The 22544-nt window shown below is 45.4% G+C and carries 18 protein-coding genes and 1 pseudogene; 8 read left to right on the top strand and 11 right to left on the bottom strand.

Annotated elements, in window-relative coordinates; genetic code table 11:
• Nucleotides 1-9 precede the first annotated feature (9 nt).
• The 4 genes from GQ367_RS01150 to mpl form a co-directional block, all read right to left on the bottom strand.
• The gene (locus GQ367_RS01150) at nt 10-858 is read right to left on the bottom strand and encodes an energy transducer TonB (protein WP_215290748.1); all 849 of its coding nucleotides are present in this window, start codon (nt 856-858) and stop codon (nt 10-12) included.
• On the bottom strand, nt 830-2941 hold the full coding sequence (locus tag GQ367_RS01145) for a ribonuclease catalytic domain-containing protein (protein ID WP_215290746.1): 2112 nt from the start codon (nt 2939-2941) through the stop codon (nt 830-832). Before GQ367_RS01145 ends, GQ367_RS01150 begins: the two co-directional genes overlap by 29 nt.
• On the bottom strand, nt 2941-3699 hold the full coding sequence (gene fabG, locus GQ367_RS01140; protein ID WP_251370175.1) for a 3-oxoacyl-ACP reductase FabG: 759 nt from the start codon (nt 3697-3699) through the stop codon (nt 2941-2943). Before fabG ends, GQ367_RS01145 begins: the two co-directional genes overlap by 1 nt.
• A gap of 75 nt (nt 3700-3774) precedes the next feature.
• Complete coding sequence (gene mpl, locus GQ367_RS01135) at nt 3775-5193, bottom strand: UDP-N-acetylmuramate:L-alanyl-gamma-D-glutamyl-meso-diaminopimelate ligase (protein WP_215290744.1); 1419 nt, start codon at nt 5191-5193, stop codon at nt 3775-3777.
• Nucleotides 5194-5257: 64 nt separating this feature from the next.
• Here mpl and GQ367_RS01130 point away from each other — a divergent pair, with 64 nt between their 5' ends.
• From GQ367_RS01130 to GQ367_RS01110, 5 genes are read left to right on the top strand one after another with little or no spacing between them, the layout of a single operon-like run.
• Nucleotides 5258-5797, top strand: a complete 540-nt coding sequence (locus GQ367_RS01130; RefSeq protein ID WP_215290742.1) for a TlpA disulfide reductase family protein — start codon at nt 5258-5260, stop codon at nt 5795-5797.
• Nucleotides 5798-5817: 20 nt separating this feature from the next.
• Entirely contained in the window at nt 5818-6276 is a 459-nt protein-coding gene (gene accB / locus GQ367_RS01125) for an acetyl-CoA carboxylase biotin carboxyl carrier protein (RefSeq protein WP_215290741.1), read from the top strand.
• A 29-nt stretch (nt 6277-6305) separates the two neighbouring features.
• Nucleotides 6306-7676 carry an acetyl-CoA carboxylase biotin carboxylase subunit gene (gene accC, locus GQ367_RS01120; RefSeq protein ID WP_089515173.1) on the top strand — a complete coding sequence of 457 codons (1371 nt, stop codon included), beginning with the start codon at nt 6306-6308 and terminating at the stop codon, nt 7674-7676.
• Nucleotides 7677-7704: 28 nt separating this feature from the next.
• Nucleotides 7705-9249 (top strand): 50S ribosomal protein L11 methyltransferase, encoded by a 1545-nt coding sequence (gene prmA, locus GQ367_RS08660; protein WP_215290739.1) that lies wholly within the window; start codon nt 7705-7707, stop codon nt 9247-9249.
• Nucleotides 9250-9297: 48 nt separating this feature from the next.
• Nucleotides 9298-10257 (top strand): carbohydrate kinase family protein, encoded by a 960-nt coding sequence (locus GQ367_RS01110; RefSeq protein WP_215290738.1) that lies wholly within the window; start codon nt 9298-9300, stop codon nt 10255-10257.
• Between the two features lie 209 nt (nt 10258-10466).
• On the opposite strand, the gene GQ367_RS01105 is transcribed toward GQ367_RS01110, so the two are convergent.
• From GQ367_RS01105 to GQ367_RS01085, 5 genes are all read right to left on the bottom strand, one after another.
• Entirely contained in the window at nt 10467-10778 is a 312-nt protein-coding gene (locus tag GQ367_RS01105) for a hypothetical protein (RefSeq protein ID WP_371818541.1), read from the bottom strand.
• 357 nt (nt 10779-11135) lie between these two features.
• Nucleotides 11136-12323, bottom strand: a complete 1188-nt coding sequence (locus GQ367_RS01100) for a ribonucleotide-diphosphate reductase subunit beta (RefSeq protein ID WP_215290736.1) — start codon at nt 12321-12323, stop codon at nt 11136-11138.
• A gap of 56 nt (nt 12324-12379) precedes the next feature.
• Complete coding sequence (locus GQ367_RS01095; protein WP_215290734.1) at nt 12380-15331, bottom strand: ribonucleoside-diphosphate reductase subunit alpha; 2952 nt, start codon at nt 15329-15331, stop codon at nt 12380-12382.
• Nucleotides 15332-15629: 298 nt separating this feature from the next.
• Nucleotides 15630-16439: a 1,6-anhydro-N-acetylmuramyl-L-alanine amidase AmpD gene (gene ampD / locus GQ367_RS01090; protein WP_371818540.1), complete on the bottom strand. Its 810-nt coding sequence runs from the start codon at nt 16437-16439 to the stop codon at nt 15630-15632.
• Nucleotides 16436-17293 (bottom strand): inner membrane protein YpjD, encoded by an 858-nt coding sequence (locus GQ367_RS01085; protein ID WP_215290732.1) that lies wholly within the window; start codon nt 17291-17293, stop codon nt 16436-16438. The genes ampD and GQ367_RS01085 overlap by 4 nt, the downstream gene beginning before the upstream one ends.
• 20 nt (nt 17294-17313) lie before the next feature.
• Between GQ367_RS01085 and ffh the strand changes: the two genes are divergently transcribed.
• On the top strand, nt 17314-18678 hold the full coding sequence (ffh, locus tag GQ367_RS01080) for a signal recognition particle protein (RefSeq protein WP_215290728.1): 1365 nt from the start codon (nt 17314-17316) through the stop codon (nt 18676-18678).
• Between the two features lie 96 nt (nt 18679-18774).
• Here ffh and GQ367_RS01075 read toward each other — a convergent pair whose 3' ends face one another.
• Nucleotides 18775-20508 carry a proline--tRNA ligase gene (locus GQ367_RS01075; RefSeq protein ID WP_215290726.1) on the bottom strand — a complete coding sequence of 578 codons (1734 nt, stop codon included), beginning with the start codon at nt 20506-20508 and terminating at the stop codon, nt 18775-18777.
• 84 nt (nt 20509-20592) lie between these two features.
• Between GQ367_RS01075 and GQ367_RS01070 the strand changes: the two genes are divergently transcribed.
• Nucleotides 20593-21183 (top strand): RNA pyrophosphohydrolase, encoded by a 591-nt coding sequence (locus GQ367_RS01070; RefSeq protein WP_215290724.1) that lies wholly within the window; start codon nt 20593-20595, stop codon nt 21181-21183.
• Entirely contained in the window at nt 21180-21710 is a 531-nt protein-coding gene (locus GQ367_RS01065) for a CNP1-like family protein (RefSeq protein WP_215290722.1), read from the top strand. Before GQ367_RS01070 ends, GQ367_RS01065 begins: the two co-directional genes overlap by 4 nt.
• A 29-nt stretch (nt 21711-21739) precedes the next feature.
• On the opposite strand, the pseudogene proB reads toward GQ367_RS01065, so the two are convergent.
• Nucleotides 21740-22525, bottom strand: a pseudogene (proB, locus tag GQ367_RS01060) (glutamate 5-kinase); the annotation flags it as partial.
• Nucleotides 22526-22544: the final 19 nt, after the last annotated feature.

The raw sequence follows: 22544 nt of genomic DNA, 5'->3' as shown, positions 1-22544 counted from the left end.
GTCAGTGTATCAATTTTTCAAATCTAGCTTTACTTCACCGCCATCTCTGGTGAAGTCAAAGGTTGATACCCAATCCAAAACATCTATTTGCTGCCTCATCGCATCCGTGAATCGCCCAAAAGGGGCCGCAGATCGAATGATGGCGATCGCCTGGCGATCCAACTCCTGATTACCAGAAGACTTCATCACTGTCACACCCTCTTTACTGAGTCTGCCACGTTGATCAACACTGACCATCAAGACCAAGCTGCCGTATAAAGCTTTATCACCAACCCTTGGAAAGTGAGTTGTGCCGTGGGCCTCAATTTGACGACGCATGGCATCGTGATACTGTGCAAACACCACTGATTTGGCACTGGTGGCAGTGACTGTGGCACGTCTTGGTTGCTGACCTTGTTTTTGTAAACGCTTGGCCAACTCTGCTTCAAGTGGATTTGATTCTGATGTTGCTAAATTACTTTTACCTTGCAAAGTACTGGCTTGATTTTCTCGCCCGGCCTGAACCTGTGACAGCAATCGTTTTTGATCAGCCTGCATTTTCTCTAACTGTTCGGCCAACTTGGGATCGGCACGACGCAGAGCACTTGCTTGCCCCTCAGTTAACTCACCACCACCATTTAAATTAACTTGAGCCAATCGCTTTGGATTGACAGGTGCTACTGGACTGCTGGCATTGACCAACACAACACTCAACGGGGTTTTTAAGCGTCGCTCTTGCTCTGATTCAGCGTGCCACTTGAACGCCAATAGGATTGCATGCAATACAAATGAAGCAAGCAGTGCATAAACAATTGGCTTTTTCCAATCTTGCCAATCGATGTTTAAAAACTTATTCAGCGTTACTTGGCTTGACATCATTTTCAGGAACCGCTTTTAATGCATCAGCATCTTGAGAATTCTTTGCACCCTCAAGCTCATCAAATTCATCTAATTCTTCATTTTCAATTGCATCAGATTGAATTAAACCCAAGTAACGCACACTTGCCACCAAAGCCAAGAAATCAATATCCACCACTTCAATTTCAGCCCTAGCTCCTCTTGCTTGCTCAGCCAATTCTGGAACGCTCAAGCGCAAAGGAATTTCTTCGACTCGAGCCTGCCCTTCCTTGAGATGTCTCACCACACCTCTCCACGGCAAACCCTTTTGCTTTAAATACTGCAAACACCAATAGTTTTCCATTTGATTTTGATGTTCCCCATAAGCAGCATAGGTGCCATCAAAATCAGCTGCAATCGCCATCAAATCAGCATCCTTTGGCTTGAAGGGTGCAACTAATTTGGCAGTCACACCATGTTGTGCCATGGCAATCAATTGCCATTGATTGACCAAATCAACATAGCGTCTCAGTGGTGAAGTGCACCAAGCGTAATTCTCAACTCCCAAACCTTCGTGCGGTCCGGGCATTGTTTGCATGCGCGTGCGATGCGGGCCCCAGCCCTTTTGCGCACGATAAATTCCTGGGACGCTGTGGCTGGCTAGTTGGTTACCCCACGTGCTGTTGCAGTAAATCATCCATTCAGCAACGATTGAATCAAGCACCGACCCTCGCCCACGAGGCATGATTTCAACCACGCCCTCTGTGACCTTGAAATTAAAGTCGCGCGGTAATGCCGTTGGATCTGGTAATCCCAGGGCTTCCTCTTTCAATCCATTGGCAAGGCGTTGCTCTTGTCGCTTGGCATGCAATTGTTTTGCGGATTGCCAGAGAATATTCAGCTCACATTGATAAGGAATCGCTGCTGCATTTTTTGAATCCATCAAAGATTCTTCAGTGATCAAATGCTCCAAATCATCCAAACGAAGGTTTGATGCCATCGGCACTCTCTCAACCTTGGTTACTGGTGCATGGTCACCCTCTAAGATTGGAAGACCGTCAGCATTCAAGGTCACATACAAAGAGACCGTGGGTCTCAAAGGTAAATCAAGTGATGCTGAATCTGCAGCGTGCAAAGAAAACACATCAATCACTTCGTCTGGCAGCATGGTGATTTTGCCACCCGGGAAGTAGACTGTTGACAATCTTTTTCGACTCACCTCATCCAAGGCACCACCTCGATGAATCGCCAAAGCAGGTGCTGCGATATGAACGCCGACACGGTAACACTGACCAATACCTGCAACATCAAGAGTGCTCACAGAAAAAGCATCATCAATTTCAGTGGTGCTGGCGTCATCAATTGAAAAAGCTTTGACATCCGCCACAGGTAGCTTCTGAAGCGCTTCCTCCCAAGCCGATTGCTCATTGGCCTGGAGCTGAACCTGAAAACCAACACCCTTCGGAAAATGTTCTTTTAAAAATTTACCTTCGTGATAAGCCAAGGCAGAACTCAAAACACCACAAGTTAAAAATAACTCAGGTATTCCACCCTTTAAAGTCTGCGCCGCATTTGCAACAGCTTTATAGGCTATTGAGTTTTTATCAGGATTGAATAAAAGAGCATTGACCAGCGGTGCGATCTCTTCGGGTAACTGACCTAGTTTTAACTGAGCTTCCCATGACTCTTGCTTGATCAACTCCGCTTTTTTTCTTTCAACTGCTAAGAGTGCTGCTTTGAGCTGATCTTCTGGAGCGCGCATGAACTGACCGCGGCCCTTGCGTCGAAAATAAATGGGGGCACTGTGCAAGGCCAGCGCCAAACTGATTTTTTGAATATGACTGGATGTCTCACCAAAATACTCTTTGGCCAAATCAGTGAAAATAAATTCTTCAGGTCCAGCGCATTCCCACAAAAAATCCAAATCAATCTCTTCAGCTTGTTTTTTAGCTGATGCCAATAACTCTTCTGGTTTTGAATCTTCAAAACGCAACCAAACATCTTTGGCTTTTAGCTTGCCACGTTTACCGCCCAAACTTTCAACGGCCAACGCTTCACCCTCTGAGGCTTGAGCCATCAGGGTGGCAATTTTTATGTCGCCGCCATCCTCATACAACAAATGCATTAAAGAGATATCCCGCCGCTGGCCTCTAAGGCGATGCCGTTGATGTAACTTGATTCATCGCTGGCTAAAAATGCGTATACATTGGCCAACTCTTCTGGCTTACCTAGGCGGCGTAACCATGAACGATCTTTCATACCTTTCAAAACATCTTCAGGCATAGATGCCAAAATATTTGTTTCCACAAATCCAGGACAAACGGCATTTACACGGATGCCTTTAGGGCCCAACTCTCTGGCCCACGTGGTTGTAAAACCAATCACACCATATTTGGTAGCGGCATAGTTTGTCTGACCAAAGTTGCCATACAAACCAACCACGCTTGAGGCGCTCACAATCGAACCGCGTCCAGCTTGCAACATGTGCGGCACAACTGCCTGGGTGCAATTAAAGACACCTTTTAGATTGACATCGATCACCGCATCAAATTGCTCTTCAGTCATATTGACCAAGCGTGCATCCTTGGTGATACCAGCGTTATTGATGAGAACATCGATGCGGCCGTAACGCTCGATCACTGCTGCCACGACCTGATCAATATTTTTACGATTCGTGACATTCATCACAAAGCCATCAGCCTGACCACCCGCCGATTTCAGTTGATCAACAGCCGCTTGAACTTGTGCGTCATTCATGTCACAAATGATTGAAATACCACCTTCATCACAAAACTTTTGTGCAGTGGCAAAACCAATACCATTGGCGCTGCCAGTGATGATGCAAACTTTATTCTCTAAACGCTTGGCCATATTTTTTGTCATTTTTTTACCTTCTTAAGTTCAGTCATCAAAGAATGAATCTCTACCAAAGAATTAATTTCTATCAAAGAATAATTTTTATTTCAACAACTCTAAAAGCTTGCGGTGCACACCACCAAAACCACCATTGCTCATCACCAAAATATGATCGCCAGGTTTTGCTGCTTGCTTCACTGCTGCCATGAGAAGATTTAAATCATCAAACGCTTGAGCTTTTGAACCGAGCGGCGCCAAAGACTCTTTCAAGTCCCAGCCCAATGCATCCTTACCAGTGGCTGAGCCGTAACCAAAAACCAAATCAGCGTCTTGCAAACTATCAGGCAACTGACTTTTCATCACGCCCAACTTCATCGTGTTTGAACGTGGCTCCAGTACGGCCAAGATACGTGTATTGGCATCACGCCCTACTCGACGTCTTAAGCCATCCACCGTGGTGGTGATCGCTGTTGGATGGTGTGCAAAATCATCATAGATGGTGATGCCATTGACTCGGCCAATCACTTCCATGCGACGTTTCACATTCTTGAATGTGCCCAATGCTTGCGCGGCTTTTTGTGCAGAAATGCCCACATGATGCGCAGCAGCGATGGCCGCTAAAGCATTCAATTGATTGTGTCGACCAGTGACAGATGCATCCTCATCCCAACAAACCTCTGCGACCTCTTGGCCCTTATATATGACTTTGAAGCCATCTTTTGTTGTATCAATCAAAGACCAATCTTGAGTCTTGATTGATTGCTCGGGTAAAGCAAATCGCTCTAGACTTGACCAACATCCACGCTGCACCACTCGCTCTAAACTTTGTTCAGCGCCATTCACTATCAAACGACCTGCGCTTGGAACAGTTCTCACCAAATGATGAAATTGAGTTTCGATGGCAGTGATATCAGCAAAGATATCCGCATGATCAAACTCTAAGTTATTCAAAATAGCTGTTCGTGGCCTGTAATGAACAAATTTGCTGCGCTTATCAAAAAACGCTGTGTCATATTCATCAGCCTCGATCACAAAGTAATGAGGAGCATCGGCTTGATCACCTGTCTTTTTACCCAAGCGCGCAGATAAGTCGAAGTTATTTGGTACACCGCCAATCAAATACCCAGGCTCTAAGCCATTCGCTTGCAAAATCCAAGTGAGCATCGCAGTCGTGGTAGTTTTTCCATGAGTGCCAGCAACAGCCAAAACATGCTTGCCCTGTAACACCTGCTCACCCAACCATTGAGGTCCAGATTGGTAAGGAAGACCTTGATCCAAAATGGCCTCCATCAATGGATTGCCGCGAGAAACCACATTACCAATAATGAATAAGTCGGGTTTTAAAGAGATTTGATCTGGAGAAAATCCCTCGATCAGTTCAATGCCCTGAGCCTCGAGTTGAGTGCTCATTGGTGGGTAAACATTGGCGTCACAACCAGTCACTCGATGACCTGCCTGACGTGCGATGGCGGCAATACCGCCCATAAAAGTACCGCAAATACCTAGGATATGAAGATGCATGCCAAGATTTTATCCAAACATCCGTGCAAAATAAGGTAATTCATTGAAAAACGGAAAGAAAAACATGAATAAACGCCAATGGGGTTTGATCTTGATCGCTGGAGCACTGGCTGCAGTTTTAGGCATGGGTTTGTCGAGCTATAAATACAGGGTCGAAAAAGCCAGCGATACCGCTATCGAAGAATTACTAAACAGAGAATTGCGCTCCCCAGATGGAAAAATGCATCAAACATCCGATTGGCGCGGAAAAATCCTCATCATCAATTACTGGGCTTCTTGGTGCCCGCCCTGCGTTGAAGAAATGCCTGAATTGGTGCGATCACAGACCAAATATGCCGCTAAAAATGTTCTATTTGTCGGTATCGGTGTCGATTCACCATCTAACATACGCGAATTTCTAGAAAAAACCCCTGTTAACTACCCCATTGTTTTAGGCGGTTTGGATGGGGCAACTTGGGCTAAAAATATGGGAAATCCCAGCTCAGGCTTGCCTTTTACGGTGATGGTAGACCGCAAAGGAGCCATTATTAAGACGAAACTAGGCAAAATAAGCGAAGATGAGCTCAGTTCATGGATAGATAACGCTATAATCACTTCTCAGTAAAAATTTACAGGAAGGGCATCATGGATTTACGAAAACTCAAAACTTTGATCGATTTAGTAGCCGAATCTGGCGTTTCAGAACTAGAAGTAACAGAAGGTGAAGACAAAGTCCGAATCGTTAAAAATCCAGCCCCAATCGCAGCACCTGTCCAACAAGTTTATGCCGCAGCTCCAGCAGCGGCTCCGGCAGCACCAGCGCCAGCGGCGGCTGCACCTGCAGCAGAAGCGGCTCCTGCAGAACCAACTGGTCATGCAGTCAAATCTCCGATGGTCGGTACTTTCTATCGCTCTCCAACACCAGGCGCCGATTCTTTTGTGAAGATTGGCGACACTGTCAAAGAAGGTCAAACACTTTGCATCATTGAAGCAATGAAGCTATTGAACGAAATTGAATCTGATAAATCAGGTGTCGTTAAAGAAATTTTGTGTGAGAACGGCCAAGGCGTTGAATTCGGTCAGGCTCTTTTCATTATTGGCTAATTCAAGCTAAAGCTCACAAAGGTTACCCAATGTTTGAAAAGATTCTTATCGCCAATCGCGGCGAAATTGCACTTCGTATTCAAAGAGCCTGTCGCGAGATGGGCATCAAAACGGTGGTTGTTTTCTCTGAAGCTGACCGCGATGCCAAATACGTCAAATTAGCCGATGAAGCTGTTTGTATCGGTCCAGCACCATCAGCTCTCAGCTATCTGAACATGCCAGCGATCATTTCTGCTGCAGAAGTGACCGATGCTCAAGCGATTCACCCAGGTTACGGCTTCTTGTCAGAAAACGCTGACTTTGCTGAGCGCGTTGAACAGTCTGGTTTTGTGTTCATCGGCCCAACAGCAGAATCGATTCGCTTGATGGGTGACAAAGTGTCTGCCAAGCAAGCCATGATTCGTTCAGGAGTGCCATGCGTTCCAGGTTCAGAAGGCGCTTTGCCTGACAACCCAAAAGAAATTTTGGCCACAGCTAAAAAAGTTGGTTACCCAGTCATCATCAAAGCCGCTGGCGGTGGTGGTGGTCGAGGTATGCGTGTGGTTCACACTGAAGCGCACTTGATCAATGCGGTCAACATGACTCGCGAAGAAGCTGGTCGTGCTTTCGGTAATCCAGAAGTCTATATGGAGAAGTTCTTAGAGAACCCTCGCCACGTAGAAATTCAAATTCTGGCTGATACCCATAAAAATGCCGTGTACTTAGGTGAGCGCGATTGCTCTATGCAACGTCGTCACCAAAAAGTGATTGAAGAAGCTCCAGCACCTGGCATTGATCGTCGCTTAATTGCCAAAATTGGTGAGCGTTGTGCTGAAGCCTGTAGAAAAATTGGTTATCGCGGCGCGGGTACTTTTGAGTTTTTATATGAAAACGACGAGTTCTACTTCATCGAGATGAACACCCGTATTCAGGTTGAGCATCCAGTGACTGAATTGATCACTGGCATTGACTTGGTTCAACAACAAATTCACATTGCGGCTGGCGAAAAGTTACCTTTCCGTCAAAAAGACATTGAATTCAGAGGCCACGCTATTGAATGCCGTATCAATGCTGAAGATCCTGTGAAATTCATGCCAAGCCCAGGTCGCATTCAATCTTGGCACATGCCTGGCGGTCCTGGTATTCGCGTTGACTCACATGCTTATGCTGGCTACTTTGTGCCACCGACCTATGACTCAATGATTGGCAAATTGATTGCCTACGGCGCAACCCGTGAACAAGCGATTCGCCGCATGCGCATCGCTTTATCTGAAGTTGCGATCGATGGCATTTTGACCAACATTCCTTTGCATCGTGAATTGATGTTAGATCCAAAGTTTGAACAAGGTGGTACGAGCATTCACTACCTAGAGCACAAGCTTGAGGAACAAGCAGCATCAAAACGTGGCAACACGAAGTAATTCATAGCCATTAGCTACTGACTCTTCCATGGCATTTCGTGAACTTGTATTTACCGTCTCCGAAGATCTTGCAGAAGATCTCGGGGATGCTCTCATGGAATTGGGTGCCCTATCGATTTCGGTCAGTGATGCAGCTGCCGACACTGAGTCTGAAAAACCCTTGTATGGAGAACCAGGTCTAACGCCTGATCGACAAGCTTGGGAACAATCTCAAGTCATAGCGCTCTTTGATGAACAAGGTTTGAGTGCTACAGAAATTTCTTCAACTCTGACTGAAGCAGGCTTTCAGGTCAGCGCACCTCTAGAAAGAAGTGTTGAAGAGCAAGACTGGGTGCGTCTCACACAATCACAGTTTGAACCTATTCAAGTAGGCCAACGTTTGTGGATTGTGCCATCTTGGCACGATGCCCCCAATGATCCAAACGCGGTTTGTTTGGCCGTTGATCCTGGACTTGCTTTTGGTACAGGCAGTCATCCAACCACGAAGTTATGCATGCAATGGTTGGAAGAGCACCCTGATTTAGCCAGAAAAACACTTTTAGATTACGGTTGTGGCTCAGGCATTTTGGCGATTGCTGCCAAACGTTTGGGCTGCGGTGAAGCTCTCGGGGTTGATATTGATCCTCAAGCAGTCATTTCCGCCAAAGATAATGCAAAGCGCAATGAAGTAACTGTTGACTTTAGATTGCCAGAAGAAGATAGCACTCATAGCCAGCACGATGTGGTGGTTGCAAACATCTTGGCCAATCCACTTCAAGTTCTTGCCCCAGCACTTTGCCAGCGCATTGCACCAAATGGTCACATTGTTTTATCAGGCATTCTTGAGCGCCAAGCTGAAGAAGTCATTGCAACCTATCAACCATGGATTCAACTCCATGTTTGGCGTGAATGTGATGGTTGGGTGTGCTTAACTGGTCAATTAACTTCAGATCAAACAAGCCAAGCTTCTGACACTCAAAAAAAAACAGCAAAAACTAGCGAAAACTTAAGCAAGTCGGGTAACTCGTCAAAAAAGAATCAATTTCTTACTTCGTTTGGCTGGGTCAGCTTAGCTGCATTAATGGTGGTGATTGTTTTACAACTATTGCACCTTGGTAGACATGCCATTGCACTACAAATCTCCAAAGCGCCTGCTGGTATTCAAGAACCTTTGTTTAAAGCATTCAAATCTATCGATGCGTCACTTTGCAAACAGTTTGCTTGCCAAGACATCCCCTTAAGAGACTTTTCTGCTTGGGCCATTGAATTAGCCAATCTAAAAATCAATCCTGGCAATAATCAAACCGCCACCGGAATACTAGAACTACAAATCCGCAATAAATTGCCTTTGGTCATCACTTGGCCACATGTCATGCTCTCCATCACGGATGCCAATGATGCGGTGATCTCAGAGAAACTTCTCAGCCCTCAAGATTGGTTACCAGAAGATAATGCCAAAATCACTCCAAAGGGTTCACAAGCGCTTCAGGAAGTCTCAAGCAATGTTTTCTTGAGCTTACCCCAACAAGCTGCTGGATTTAGAGTGCGCCTGCTCTATGTTGATGACAGGCCAACGGAAACATCATCCCAATAATCCGCACATTTCATTCATTTAAACCAATTTACCCACCCAAGGAACTCTATGTCTAGCTTAATTTGTGGCTCTATCGCCTACGACACCATCATGAATTTTGAAGGTCGCTTTCAAGATCAAATCTTGGCAGACCAAATTCATATCTTGAACGTTGCCTTTTTAGTTCCAAGCATGCGTCGAGAATTCGGTGGATGTGCTGGCAATATTGCCTACAACCACAAACTATTGGGTGGTGAGCCCATCATCATGGCGACTGTTGGTGGCGATGCTGGCTCTTACTTTGATCAATTAGCCAAATACAACATCAGCGCTGATCATATCCGTGAATTACCAGAAGCTTTCACCGCTCAAGCGATGATCACAACTGATCGTGATAACAATCAAATCACCGCTTTTCATCCCGGCGCCATGGGTGAGTCACATCTGAACACAGTGGCTGAGGTGATCAATTTCCGCCAGAAGAAGCAACTTGAATTGCCAAAAATTGCGATTGTGGCTCCAGATGGCAGACAAGGCATGGTTGAACATTGTCAGCAATTGGCAGATGCAAAGATTCCATTCATTTTTGATCCAGGCCAGGGCTTACCAATGTTTGACGGTCAAGAACTCTTGGCTTTCATTGAGCAAGCGACCTATGTGGCCGTGAATGACTATGAAGGTGAAATGCTGGCTCAAAGAACCGGCTTATCTTTAGAAAAGATCGCAGAACGGGTCTCAGCTTTAATTGTCACCAAAGGTGCTCAAGGAGCAGAAATCCATACCCAAGGTAAGAAAATCGAAATTCCAGTGGTGCCTGTCGGAAAAGCCATTGATCCAACGGGTTGCGGGGATGCTTTCAGGGGTGGATTGCTTTACGGTATCGAGCAAGGATTTGATTGGGAAGTGACCGGTCGCTTAGCAAGCTTGATGGGCTCCATCAAAATTGCCAGCCAAGGCCCTCAAAATCATTGCCCATCTCAAGAAGCCATTCAAATGCAGTTCAAACAAGCATTTGGCTACAGCTACTAAGTCCTAGACTACAAACTTAGAGTCTTACCAAAGAAAAAACCCGCTAAGGCGTTAAGCTATAGCGGGTTTGATTCCCTCTGGGAACCAGTCCCTAATAAATTAAGGACGAGAACCCGTTGGGAAAGGCCAAGCAGCAGCCGGATTTAAAACTGTCTTTGCTGTTGAGGCAGGAGCAGCTTTAGCAGCCGGCTTTTTAGCAGCAGGCTTACTTACTTTTTTTTTACTACTTTTTTAGCAGCTTTTTTTGCAGCAGGCTTTTTAGCAGCTACTTTTTTCTTAGCAGCAGGCTTTTTAGCAGCAGGCTTCTTAGCAGCTACTTTTTTCTTAGCAGCAGGCTTTTTAGCAGCAGCTTTTTTAGCAGCAGGCTTCTTAGCAGCAGCTTTTTTAGCAGCAGGCTTCTTAGCAGCAGCTTTCTTAGCAGCAGGCTTCTTAGCAGCTACTTTTTTAGCAGCTGGTTTCTTTGCAGCTACTTTTTTAGCAGCTGGTTTCTTTGCAGCAGGTTTTTTCTTGGCAGTTGCCATATTAAACTCCTTCACGTGAGAGTGATTTACTAATACTACTGATTAAAGAAACCCGACCACACCAACTTCGTGTGAGCGAGCCATTCATCGGCGCGCCACTCACTACACGTCGCACGCTAATGAATCTTGGAAAAAAAGCCGTGACCTCTGCAGGTGACGGCTTTTTAAATAAGTCAGAAGAACGTTTAGAACTATCAAAAGAAATAGATGACAACTCGCTCTGATGATTCAGAGTTTTCGGTTTTAATCCGTGTTGTTGGCTACTACCTATCAACAGTTTTTTCTCCTAGTGTTTTTATAACTTTCGTGATAGTACAACTTAAGAGATGCGTTGTCATTAATTATTTTAAAAAAAATTTACTCCCAGTTCAACGCACCACCAGTTTGATATTCAATAACGCGAGTTTCAAAGAAGTTTCTTTCCTTCTTCAAGTCGATCATTTCGCTCATCCATGGGAATGGATTTTCTTCATTCGGGAACATTGCTTCAAGACCAATTTGCATGCAACGGCGGTTGCAAATGTAGCGCAAGTAACCTTTGAACATTGGCGCGTTCAAGCCTAGAACCCCTCTAGGCATAGTGTCTTCGGCGTAGCGGTACTCCAACTCAACCGCTTTTTCGAACAAACCGCGCAACTCTTCTTTGAACTCTGGCGTCCACAAGTGTGGGTTTTCCAACTTGATCTGGTTGATCATGTCGATGCCAAAGTTGCAATGTAATGACTCATCACGCAAGATGTACTGATACTGCTCTGCGGCACCAGTCATCTTATTTTGACGACCCATTGCCAAAATTTGCGTAAAACCAACATAGAAGAACAAACCTTCCATGATGCAGGCGAACACAATGAGTGAGCGCAATAGCTTCTGATCGTTCTCAGGAGTACCTGTTTTGAATGATGGATCAGTCAAAACATCGATGAATGGGATCAAAAACTCATCTTTGTCACGAATTGACTTCACTTCATGGTACGCATTGAAGATCTCAGCCTGGTCTAGACCCAAAGATTCCACAATGTATTGATAAGCATGGGTGTGGATCGCCTCTTCAAAAGCCTGACGCAATAAATATTGGCGGCATTCTGGGGCAGTGATCTGGCGATAAGTACCTAAAACGATGTTATTGGCTGCCAATGAGTCAGCTGTCACAAAGAATCCTAGGTTACGCATGATGATGCGGCGCTCATCTTCAGTCAGACCATTAGGGTCTTTCCAAAGAGCGATGTCGCGAGTCATATTGATCTCTTGAGGCATCCAGTGATTTGCGCAACCAGCCAAATACTTCTCCCAAGCCCATTTATATTTAAATGGCACCAATTGGTTCACATCTGTTGAACCGTTGATGATGCGCTTATCAGCCACGTTCACGCGACGAGCAGCAGCATCTTCTGGATCAATCGTTGCTGAAGGAGCTGATGCTGATGACATTGGCATCGGCATTGGGCGGTTTGGCAAGGGGCTGTTTTCCGCAGTAACAGATGGGTTCATTACTGGCGCTGCTTTTGCAACTGGTGTTGCGGCCGTCTCTTCTTCCCAATTCAACATAATGTGTTCTCCAAATTCTTTTTAAATTGCATTTTTATAAGCATCAACTATACGACTTATTGGCAAGCTTCGCATTCGTCAAAGCCAGCATCGCCTGGGCGCATTGTGCAAACCGGACCATCTGCTTCAGCTGCTGCTGCCGCAGCGGCTGCCAAAGTTGGATCACCGTTTGACACTGAGTTCAAAGCACCACCTTTGACCGTTGATTTCTCAACGTGAGTGGCAGAAATCGTGCGCAAGTAATATGTTGTTTTTAAACCACGTAACCAAGCAAGCTTGTAGGTGTCATCCAACTTCTTACCAGATGCACCAGCCATGTAAATATTCAATGACTGAGCTTGATCGATCCATTTTTGACGACGTGATGCAGCTTCAACCAACCACTGAGGCTCAACTTCAAAAGCTGTTGCGTACAAATCACGCAAATCTTGAGGAATGCGATCGATTTTTGACAATGAGCCGTCAAAGTACTTCAAGTCGGCAATCATCACTTCATCCCACAAACCACGAGCCTTCAAATCACGAACCAAATAGTCGTTCACCACGGTGAACTCACCTGAAAGGTTAGATTTCACAAACAAGTTCTGATAGGTTGGCTCGATACAAGCTGAAACACCAATGATGTTAGAGATTGTCGCTGTTGGCGCAATCGCCACACAGTTTGAGTTACGCATACCGAACTGCTTGATACGATTACGCACCAAAGTCCAATCCATCTTAGAAGACATATCGACTTCAACATAGCCACCGCGCTGTTCAGCCAACAATTTCACTGAATCCTGTGGCAGGATGCCGCGATCCCACAAAGAACCCTTGTAAGTCTCATAAGTGCCGCGCTCTTCCGCCAACTCTGTTGAGGCCAAGTAAGCGTAATAGCAAACAGCTTCCATAGATTCATCAGCGAATTGAACCGCCGCATCACTGGCGTAAGGAATGCGCAACATGTGCAAGCAATCCTGGAAGCCCATGATGCCCATACCAACTGGACGATGCTTCATGTTTGAGTTCCGAGCTTTAGCTACAGCGTAGTAGTTGATATCAATCACGTTATCCAACATGCGCATCGCTGTGCGGATGGTTTTTTGGAGTTTCTCGTGATCAAGCACTAAATTGCCGCTAGCATCTGCCTTCAAATGAACAGCCAAGTTCACTGAACCCAAGTTACAAACAGCGATTTCTGTCTCATTAGTGTTCAAAGTGATTTCTGTACACAAGTTTGATGAGTGAACCACGCCAACGTGCTGCTGAGGACTGCGAACGTTACATGGATCCTTGAAAGTGATCCATGGGTGGCCTGTTTCAAACAACATACCCAACATCTTGCGCCACATATCCAAGGCACTAACTTTCTTGAATGGCTTGATTTCACCGTTGGCTGCTTTTTGCTCATAAGCCAAATATGCTTTTTCGAACTCCAAACCGAACTTATCGTGCAAATCTGGGCAAGTTGATGGTGTGAACAATGTCCACTCGCCTTTTTCCATCACACGCTTCATGAATAAGTCTGGAATCCAGTTAGCTGTGTTCATGTCATGCGTACGACGACGGTCATCACCAGTGTTCTTACGCAACTCTAGGAACTCTTCCACATCTAAGTGCCAAGTTTCTAAATAGGCACAAACTGCACCTTTACGCTTACCACCTTGGTTAACCGCAACGGCTGTGTCGTTCACTACCTTCAAGAACGGTACAACGCCTTGAGATTTACCGTTAGTTCCTTTGATATGACTTCCCAAAGAACGCACATTCGTCCAGTCGTTACCCAAGCCACCTGCAAACTTAGACAACAAAGCGTTTTCTTTCAAACCTTCGTAAATACCATCCAAGTCATCTGGAATTGTTGTGAGGTAGCAGCTAGACAACTGTGAGCGCAATGTAGCTGAGTTGAACAAGGTTGGTGTGCTGGACATGAAATCGAATGTTGACAAGATTTCATAGAACTGAATCGCACGCTCTTCACGATTAACTTCATTCAATGCCAAGCCCATCGCCACGCGCATGAAGAATGCCTGAGGCATTTCAATGCGGTGATCTTCAATGTGCAAGAAATAACGGTCATACAGAGTCTGCAAGCCCAAATAGTTGAACTGCAAATCACGATCGGCTTTCAAAGCGGCGCCCAACTTAACCAAGTCATAAGTCAATAAACGCTTGTCTAGTAACTCTGCATCCACGCCTTGCTTGATGAATTGTGGGAAGTAGCTGATGTATTCAGCAGCCATGGCACCTTGTGGTACTTCACGGCCTAGGATTTCTTTACGGATGGTGTGCATCAAAATACGTGCGGTCACCTGGCTGTAGGCTGGATCGTTTTCAATCCATGTGCGTGAGGCCAAAATAGCTGAGTCATACACCTGAGCCATTGGCACGCCTTCGTACAAACCTTTGATAGTTTCTTTGATGATTGGCTCTGCATTCACTGCATTACCCAAACCTTCACAAGCAGCCTGAATCACCATTTGTAATGCAACCATGTCCAATGGCTTGATCACACCGTTGTCACTCACGTTGATTCCTGGGTGATCAACGATTGGAGCTACTGGCTGAGCTGCCACTTGTGCTGCACGCTCTTGATTGCGCTTTTCACGATAAAGCACATAAGCACGTGCCACGTTGTGCTCACCACTGCGCATCAACGCTAATTCAACTTGGTCTTGAATATCTTCAATGTGGAAAGTTCCGCCATTAGGACGGCTGCGCAATAAAGCGCGCACAACCACTTGGGTTAATTGCTCTACTTGCTCACGCACTCGTGCAGATGCGGCACCCTGGCCACCATTCACCGCTAAAAATGCTTTTGTAACAGCGATTGCAATTTTTGATGGTTCGAACGCTACAACTGAACCATTGCGACGAATGATTTTGTAATCGCTGAGTTGTGTTGTTTGCGCACCACCCACGCCACCGGCCACAAATCCCTCTGAAGGATTTTGACTAACTTGACCAGTTGATTGGCCAGAAAATGGATTAGATGTTTGGCCTGAAACTTGTGGGTCTACGTAGGTCATTCGAACTCCTGTATCTATATATATGTATTAATTGGGTAAAAAGTCTATTTTTTTGATTTTTTTCAACGGCTATTCGCTGTAAAGAACACTACATTTAGTGTTTTTCCTGCGACAACGGTACTAAGTATAGGGTATTTATGATTATTTTGATAAGGATTTTTTGTCAAAAATACCTATCGAAATCCCTAATCTGAGCCAATTTTTATTGATTTTTTGGCACCGTTTTAGGGCTTTTTAGAATAAATATTTGGGTGGTTAGTGCTTACTAACCCAATGAGGCAAGACTCATTTGAAAAGCCTAATTTCTGTTTTCAAGACCGTAGGGAAGTTGCCTTGTCGGGATATTGGCATCCTGAGCAAATCTTTGCCATTCAAAGTGAATTCCTGGATCAGTTTTTCGACCAGGAGCCACATCACTGTGACCAGCATAGGCAGAAATTGGATGAAATTTTTGCAAAGCGGCGACCAATTCTTTCAGTGCCGTGTACTGAGCTGGGCCAAAAGGGACATCATCGCTGCCCTCCAATTCAATACCAATTGAGAAATCATTGCAGCGCTGGCGCCCAAAATAATCAGAGACGCCTGCATGCCAAGCACGGTTCAAAGTTGATACAAATTGCTGAACATGACCATCGCGTCGAATCAAAAAATGACTCGACACTTGTCGATCGGCAATTTCCGCGAAATAAGGATGTGCTTTGGGGTCTAATTTATTTTGAAAAAAATCAGCAATGTGATTTCCACCAAATTGACCTGGCGGCAAACTGATGTGATGCATCAACACCAACTCAACCGGAATCCCTTCAGGTCTTGAATCATAGTTTGGTGATTTGATCCACTCTGCTTCACCCCACCAGCCTTTAGGATCAATACTGGAACGATGCTCACGAGAGCAATAGGTACCGACTCCTTCACCTTGCGGAAACCTCAAGCCACAATGGGGGCACTGCGCCATATTTTTAGGTTGCGCTGTTTTGGCTGAAGATGAGGCCTTGGATGCTGGCTTTGCTTGTGGCTTAGCACTTGATCGATTGTTTTGAGAAATTTGCGCATAACGCCACCAAATGATCAAACCGGTGAGGATCAAGGTGAAGAGCAACCACTTCATCGTTGGATCAATACCTCTAAAACAAAACGACTACCCACATAAGCCATCAACAAAACTGCAAAAGATCCCAGCACCCAACGAACGGCTGTTAAACCTCGCAAGCCAACACGCCAACGTGCGATCAACAATCCAGCAAACATCACCCAAGATAAGAATCCAAAAATTGTTTTGTGATCCCAAAATAAAGCGCGCCCAAACAATGCTTGGCTGAAAAACAATCCAGAGAACACAGTCAAAGTTAACAAAGCAAATCCAACGGTGATGATTCTAAAAAGAATGCTTTCCATGCTCATCAATGGCGGCAAACGATTACCCCATTTAGCAAAAAAACTATTGGCCTTGTCATGAGTTGGCATGTGCAAATGACGATCTTGCCAATGCATCAAAATGGCATGAAGCGCGGCCAAACTCAATAAACCGTAGGCCACATTCGCTACGATGAAGTGAGCTCTGAACCATGGATCATCAATGGAGCGAGCTGATAGTACTGATCCAGAAAAAATGACTGGCAAAATCGCTGTGACACAGGCCGCCAACAAAATGATGGCTCTTAAGCCCTTGATCGGCAAATACCAACTTTCAAACCAAAAAAATGTAACCCCAATCCAAGCCATGGTTGATAGGGCTTGGGCAAAACCAAAAATAAAGCCTTGCTGAGTAAAGATCGATTCATGCAAAGTGACGCCATGCAGAATTAAGATTGGCAATAAAAGCCATTGAGAAAGACTCGACACCACTGGAGAGTCTTGATTCTTTTCAGAATTTTGCGAGTAAACCCTGATTTCTCGTAAAAAAAACAAGAAATATAAAGCGCTGGGTATCCATGCGAAGCTGGGGTGACCTAAAATGTTCATATCTACAGTTTAATGCTCATATGTTTCAAAATCTAACAGATCGTTTAAGTCGTGTGGTTAAAACCATGCGAGGTCAGGCCAGACTGACCGAAGAAAATACCGCCGAAATGCTTCGCGAGGTACGTTTAGCCCTATTAGAGGCTGACGTTGCACTCCCTGTTGTCAAAGAACTCATCAATAACATCAAACAAAAAGCTCTTGGAGTTGAGGTTCTTGATAGTTTAAGCCCTGGTCAAGCATTGGTGGGTGTTGTTCAAAAAGAACTCACCGCGATCATGGGCAATCCAAGCGCGGGTCGACTCAACTTAGCAGCTCAACCACCGGCCATTATTTTGATGGCAGGTCTGCAAGGTGCGGGTAAAACCACTTCTGCTGGCAAATTAGCCAAATGGCTCAAAGACACACAAAAGAAAAAAGTGTTGACCGTGTCTTGCGACGTTTACCGTCCAGCAGCGATCAAACAATTACAAATGGTCAGCGAGCAAGCTGGCGCAGATTTCTTTCCTAGCGATGAAAACCAAAAGCCCAAAGACATTGCGCGCGATGCTTTGGACTGGGCCAAACGCCACTATCACGATGTCTTGATTGTGGATACGGCTGGTCGCTTGGGTATTGATGAAATGATGATGCAAGAAATCAGTTCCTTGCATCAAATCTTGAACCCAATCGAAACACTCTTTGTGGTCGACGCGATGTTGGGTCAAGATGCTGTCAACACAGCCAAAGCATTCAACGAAGCACTGCCATTAACGGGTGTGATTCTCACCAAGCTCGATGGTGATGCACGCGGTGGTGCGGCACTCTCAGTTCAACACATCACTGGTGTGCCAATCAAGTTTGCGGGTGTTGCCGAAAAGCTAGATGGTCTTGAACCATTTGATGCGGATCGAATGGCCAGCCGCATTTTGGGCATGGGCGACATTCTGGCATTGGTTGAACAAGCACAAAAGAATGTTGACTTTGACCAAGCTCAAAAATTAGCTGACAAAGTTAAAAAGGGTGGCTTTGATTTAAATGATTTCCGCATGCAAATCACTCAAATGCGCCAAATGGGTGGTTTAGGTAGCATGATTGACAAGTTACCTGCAAAGTTTGCGCAAGCAGCCGCCAAGCAAGACATGAGTGTTGCTGATAAACAAGTGGCACGCACACAAGGCATCATCGACAGCATGACGCCAGCAGAAAGAAGGAAACCTGAACTTCTTAAAGCAAGTAGAAAACGTCGCATTGCTGCTGGTGCGGGAGTACAAGTACAAGAAGTGAATCGTGTCTTGGCTCAATTTGAACAAATGCAATCCATGATGAAACAATTCAAAGGCGGCAAGATGGCCAAGATGCTCGGCGGCATGGCAGCCAAGGGCATGGGGAATATGTTCAAGCGCTAAATATTTTTCACTTAACTTTCACTTAAGCATCCAAACAAAAAGCCAGATCAATGATCTGGCTTTTTTGTGGGCCTTACTTTTGATTTGAATGAATCCTCAAGATGCTAATTGAGCTTTCACCAAATCAGTCACTTTTTTAGCCACATCACCAACTGGTATCACTGATGCCTCAGCATCGGTGCGAGCTTGAAACTCCAACTGACCTTCCTTCAAGCCACGCTCACCAATCACCACACGGTATGGCACGCCGATCAATTCCCAATCTGCAAACATCGCGCCTGGACGCTCGCCGCGATCATCCAAGATCACCTCGATGCCTGCAGACATTAAGTCTTGGTAGAGTTTGTCAGCAGCTTCGCGAACCATGTCAGAACGGTCATAACCCATTGGGCACAAAACCACTTGGAACGGTGCAATCGATACTGGCCACATGATGCCGCGATCATCAAAACGTTGCTCAATCGCAGCACCCAATAAACGAGTCACCCCAATGCCATAACAACCCATCACCATTGGTTGAGACTGACCTTTTTCATCCAAATAAACAGCATTCATCGACTCTGAATAACGGGTACCTAGCTGAAACACATGGCCCACTTCAATACCACGACAAATTTCTAGAACACCCTTACCGTCTGGTGATGCATCACCAGCAATCACGTTGCGCAAATCAGCAACGATTGGCTCAGGTAAATCACGACCCCAATTAACACCTGTTAAATGATGGCCTTCTTGATTAGCGCCGCAAATGAAATCGCTCATATTGGCAACTGTTCTATCGGCCACAATGGTCAATGGCTTATTCAATTTCACTGGGCCTAAATAGCCAGGAGGAGTACCAAAATACTCAATGATCTCTGCTTCTGTGGCAAAACGGAAGTCTGTTAAGCCTGGCACTTTGCTTGCTTTGATTTCATTTAATTCATGATCGCCACGAATCAATAATAAAAATAGCTTCGCACTCTCTTCTTGATCAACCGCCAAGACAATTGACTTAACTGTTTTCTCAATCGAACACTTTAAGAATTGCGCCACCTCTTCACACTTCACCTGACCAGGTGTCGGGGTTAAGGCCATTGCTTGAGTAGCAGTACCTCTGCTTGCAATCAATGAAAGCGCTTCTGCAGTTTCAATATTTGCTGCATAGTCAGAACTTGGGCAGTATGCAATGGCATCCTCTCCCGTATCTGCGATCACGTGGAACTCTTGACTGCCTGTGCCACCAATGGCACCGTTATCTGCATTAACGGCTCTGAAGTTGAGTCCTAAGCGCTGGAAAATACGGGTATAAGCATCAAACATTTTGGCGTAAGACACTTTCATGCCTTCAACATCTCTGTCAAAAGAATAAGCGTCTTTCATGCTGAACTCACGACCGCGCATGATGCCAAAGCGTGGACGACGCTCATCTCTGAATTTTGTTTGAATTTGATAAAAATTGACGGGTAACTGCTTGTAACTCTTGATTTCATGACGAGCAATGTCAGTCACCACTTCTTCAGAAGTAGGCTGAATCAAAAAGTCGCGGTCATGACGGTCTTTGATGCGCAATAGCTCTGGGCCCATCTTGTCCCAACGACCTGTTTCTTGCCATAGTTCAGCTGGCTGAACCACTGGCATTAAAAGCTCAACGGCTCCAGCCTTGTCCATCTCTTCACGGATGATGCCCTCGACCTTCCTAATAACCTTAAGACCCATAGGCATATAGTTGTAGATGCCGGCGCCCAGCTTTCGTATCAAGCCAGCACGCATCATGAGCTTGTGGGAAACGATTTCCGCATCGGCTGGGGCTTCTTTTAAGGTACGGATAAAAAATTGACTGGCTTTCATGGTTCACTTTATAAAATAATGGATAGGCTATATAGCTATAATCAATTTATTGATTTTAAAGGATTAAAGGATTAAGGCACGAATATGCTCGACAGAGAAGGGTACAGACCCAACGTCGGCATCGTTCTACTCAATCAACGCAACGAAGTATTTTGGGGGAAACGTGTTGGCCAGCACTCTTGGCAGTTCCCACAAGGTGGTATCCAACACGGTGAAAACCCAGAGCAGGCAATGTATCGCGAGTTGCATGAGGAGATCGGTCTAGAGCCGCAACACGTCCAAATTATTGGACGAACCCGTGAATGGCTACGTTATGACGTGCCACAGGAGTTTTTGCGTCGTCCATCTGCAGCAAACACTGCCCGTCGCTCAACACGCCAAGCTTACCGTGGCCAAAAGCAAATTTGGTTCCTTTTACGCATGGTGGGTCGTGACAGCGACGTTTGTTTGCGAGCCACAGACCACCCAGAATTTGATGCTTGGCGCTGGAGTCCTTATTGGATTCCGTTGGATGTGGTGATTGATTTCAAACGCGAAGTATATGAATTGGCCTTATCGGAGTTGGCCAGGTATATCTCGCGCGGACCGCGCATGATGATGATGCCTTGGGGTTCACCGTTAGATCTTTATAAATCCCCATTACATGAGTCCAAACAAGATTCGGAGCCCTCTTGAGCCAACATTCAATTTTTAAGACTATTTTTAAAGTTCTTTTGAGCTTATCAGTCATGATGAGCATCACTGCTCACGCTCAATACAGAACAGCTGATCCTGCAGATGAAAATGATCCGGATGCTCCTCGATTTTGGGAAGAGACTGAAGTCAAGATTCCGACAGCACCCCCATCAAAAGATCTCAAATCTTTTTACGTTTCAGCTACTACTCAACTGAAATTTGCTTTAGATGCACCTTCGATTGCTTTTGGCAAAGATGAAGTGATTCGCTATGTTGTTGTCATCACTTCACCCAGTGGCGCCCAACAAGTTAGTTACGAAGGAATTCGTTGCGAAAAATATGAGTGGCGCCTGTATGCGACCATGCAAAAAGATGGTGCTTGGCATAAAACTGCTAACAGTCGTTGGCAAGTGATTAAGAACACCAGCTATAACTCTTATCACGCAGCCTTGGTCAAGGATGCCTTTTGTGACAATGCGATTCCACGCAGAAGCGCAAAAGAAATTATTCCTTTGCTACAACCTTAAGCTTAAGATTTATTTAGACTTGCTCACTTCTTAGCTGTGAGCTGAGAGCCGATAGGTTCTCCTTTAGCCAGACGAACCAAAACATTGTCTTCAAGACCAGAAGCAATCACAGTGTCAGCCCCAGACTGAGCAGCAACCTTTGCTGCCAACACCTTAGTGAGCATGCCACCTTTACCAATATCACTGCCTGCACCACCGGCCATTTTTTCTAAAGCAGGGTCACCCGCTTGTGCTTCTTGAATCAAATGTGCATTTGAATCGCTGCGTGGATCAGCGCTGAATAAGCCACCCTGATCAGTCAAAATAATCAAAGCATCCGCTTCAATCAAATTGGTCACCAAAGCACCTAAAGTATCGTTGTCACCAAATTTGATTTCATCAGTGACCACTGTGTCGTTTTCATTGATGATAGGTACCACACCATGCTTTAAAAGAGTCAATAAAGTCATGCGTGCATTTTGATTTCTTTGCTCATCTGCCAAGTCAGCATTGGTGAGCAACACTTGTGCCGTTCTAATTCCGTATTGAGCAAAACAAGTTTCATACACTTGCACCAAACCCATTTGACCAACAGCAGCTGCAGCTTGTAATTCATGAATATCGGTAGGACGCTTGGTCCAATTCAAGCGTTGCATGCCCTCTGCAATCGCACCGGAACTGACCATCACCACTTGCTTGCCCATCGCACGCAATTCAGCCATTTGAGCAGCCCAACGACCAATCGCCGCATGATCAAGTCCCTGACCACGATTGGTCACCAGTGTTGAACCCACTTTGATCACGATGCAATCGGCATCTTGTATTGCTTTGCTCACCAGGCACTCCTTGAATACA

It is taken from the genome of Polynucleobacter sp. MWH-CaK5 (assembly GCF_018687615.1).
In the GTDB taxonomy this organism is placed as follows: Bacteria; Pseudomonadota; Gammaproteobacteria; order Burkholderiales; family Burkholderiaceae; genus Polynucleobacter.
Note: the sequence above shows the minus strand (reverse complement) of the source record. Positions and strands in the feature narration are given on the sequence as shown.

Excerpts from the sequence above, each read along its gene's own strand:
- GQ367_RS01150 (WP_215290748.1), bottom strand. The coding sequence starts at position 858 with ATGATGTCAAGCCAAGTAACGCTGAATAAGTTTTTAAACATCGATTGG.
- GQ367_RS01145 (WP_215290746.1), bottom strand. The coding sequence starts at position 2,941 with ATGCATTTGTTGTATGAGGATGGCGGCGACATAAAAATTGCCACCCTG.
- fabG (WP_251370175.1), bottom strand. The coding sequence starts at position 3,699 with ATGACAAAAAATATGGCCAAGCGTTTAGAGAATAAAGTTTGCATCATC.
- mpl (WP_215290744.1), bottom strand. The coding sequence starts at position 5,193 with ATGCATCTTCATATCCTAGGTATTTGCGGTACTTTTATGGGCGGTATT.
- GQ367_RS01130 (WP_215290742.1), top strand. The coding sequence starts at position 5,258 with ATGAATAAACGCCAATGGGGTTTGATCTTGATCGCTGGAGCACTGGCT.
- accB (WP_215290741.1), top strand. The coding sequence starts at position 5,818 with ATGGATTTACGAAAACTCAAAACTTTGATCGATTTAGTAGCCGAATCT.
- accC (WP_089515173.1), top strand. The coding sequence starts at position 6,306 with ATGTTTGAAAAGATTCTTATCGCCAATCGCGGCGAAATTGCACTTCGT.
- prmA (WP_215290739.1), top strand. The coding sequence starts at position 7,705 with ATGGCATTTCGTGAACTTGTATTTACCGTCTCCGAAGATCTTGCAGAA.
- GQ367_RS01110 (WP_215290738.1), top strand. The coding sequence starts at position 9,298 with ATGTCTAGCTTAATTTGTGGCTCTATCGCCTACGACACCATCATGAAT.
- GQ367_RS01105 (WP_371818541.1), bottom strand. The coding sequence starts at position 10,778 with ATGGCAACTGCCAAGAAAAAACCTGCTGCAAAGAAACCAGCTGCTAAA.
- GQ367_RS01100 (WP_215290736.1), bottom strand. The coding sequence starts at position 12,323 with ATGTTGAATTGGGAAGAAGAGACGGCCGCAACACCAGTTGCAAAAGCA.
- GQ367_RS01095 (WP_215290734.1), bottom strand. The coding sequence starts at position 15,331 with ATGACCTACGTAGACCCACAAGTTTCAGGCCAAACATCTAATCCATTT.
- ampD (WP_371818540.1), bottom strand. The coding sequence starts at position 16,439 with ATGAAGTGGTTGCTCTTCACCTTGATCCTCACCGGTTTGATCATTTGG.
- GQ367_RS01085 (WP_215290732.1), bottom strand. The coding sequence starts at position 17,293 with ATGAACATTTTAGGTCACCCCAGCTTCGCATGGATACCCAGCGCTTTA.
- ffh (WP_215290728.1), top strand. The coding sequence starts at position 17,314 with ATGTTTCAAAATCTAACAGATCGTTTAAGTCGTGTGGTTAAAACCATG.
- GQ367_RS01075 (WP_215290726.1), bottom strand. The coding sequence starts at position 20,508 with ATGAAAGCCAGTCAATTTTTTATCCGTACCTTAAAAGAAGCCCCAGCC.
- GQ367_RS01070 (WP_215290724.1), top strand. The coding sequence starts at position 20,593 with ATGCTCGACAGAGAAGGGTACAGACCCAACGTCGGCATCGTTCTACTC.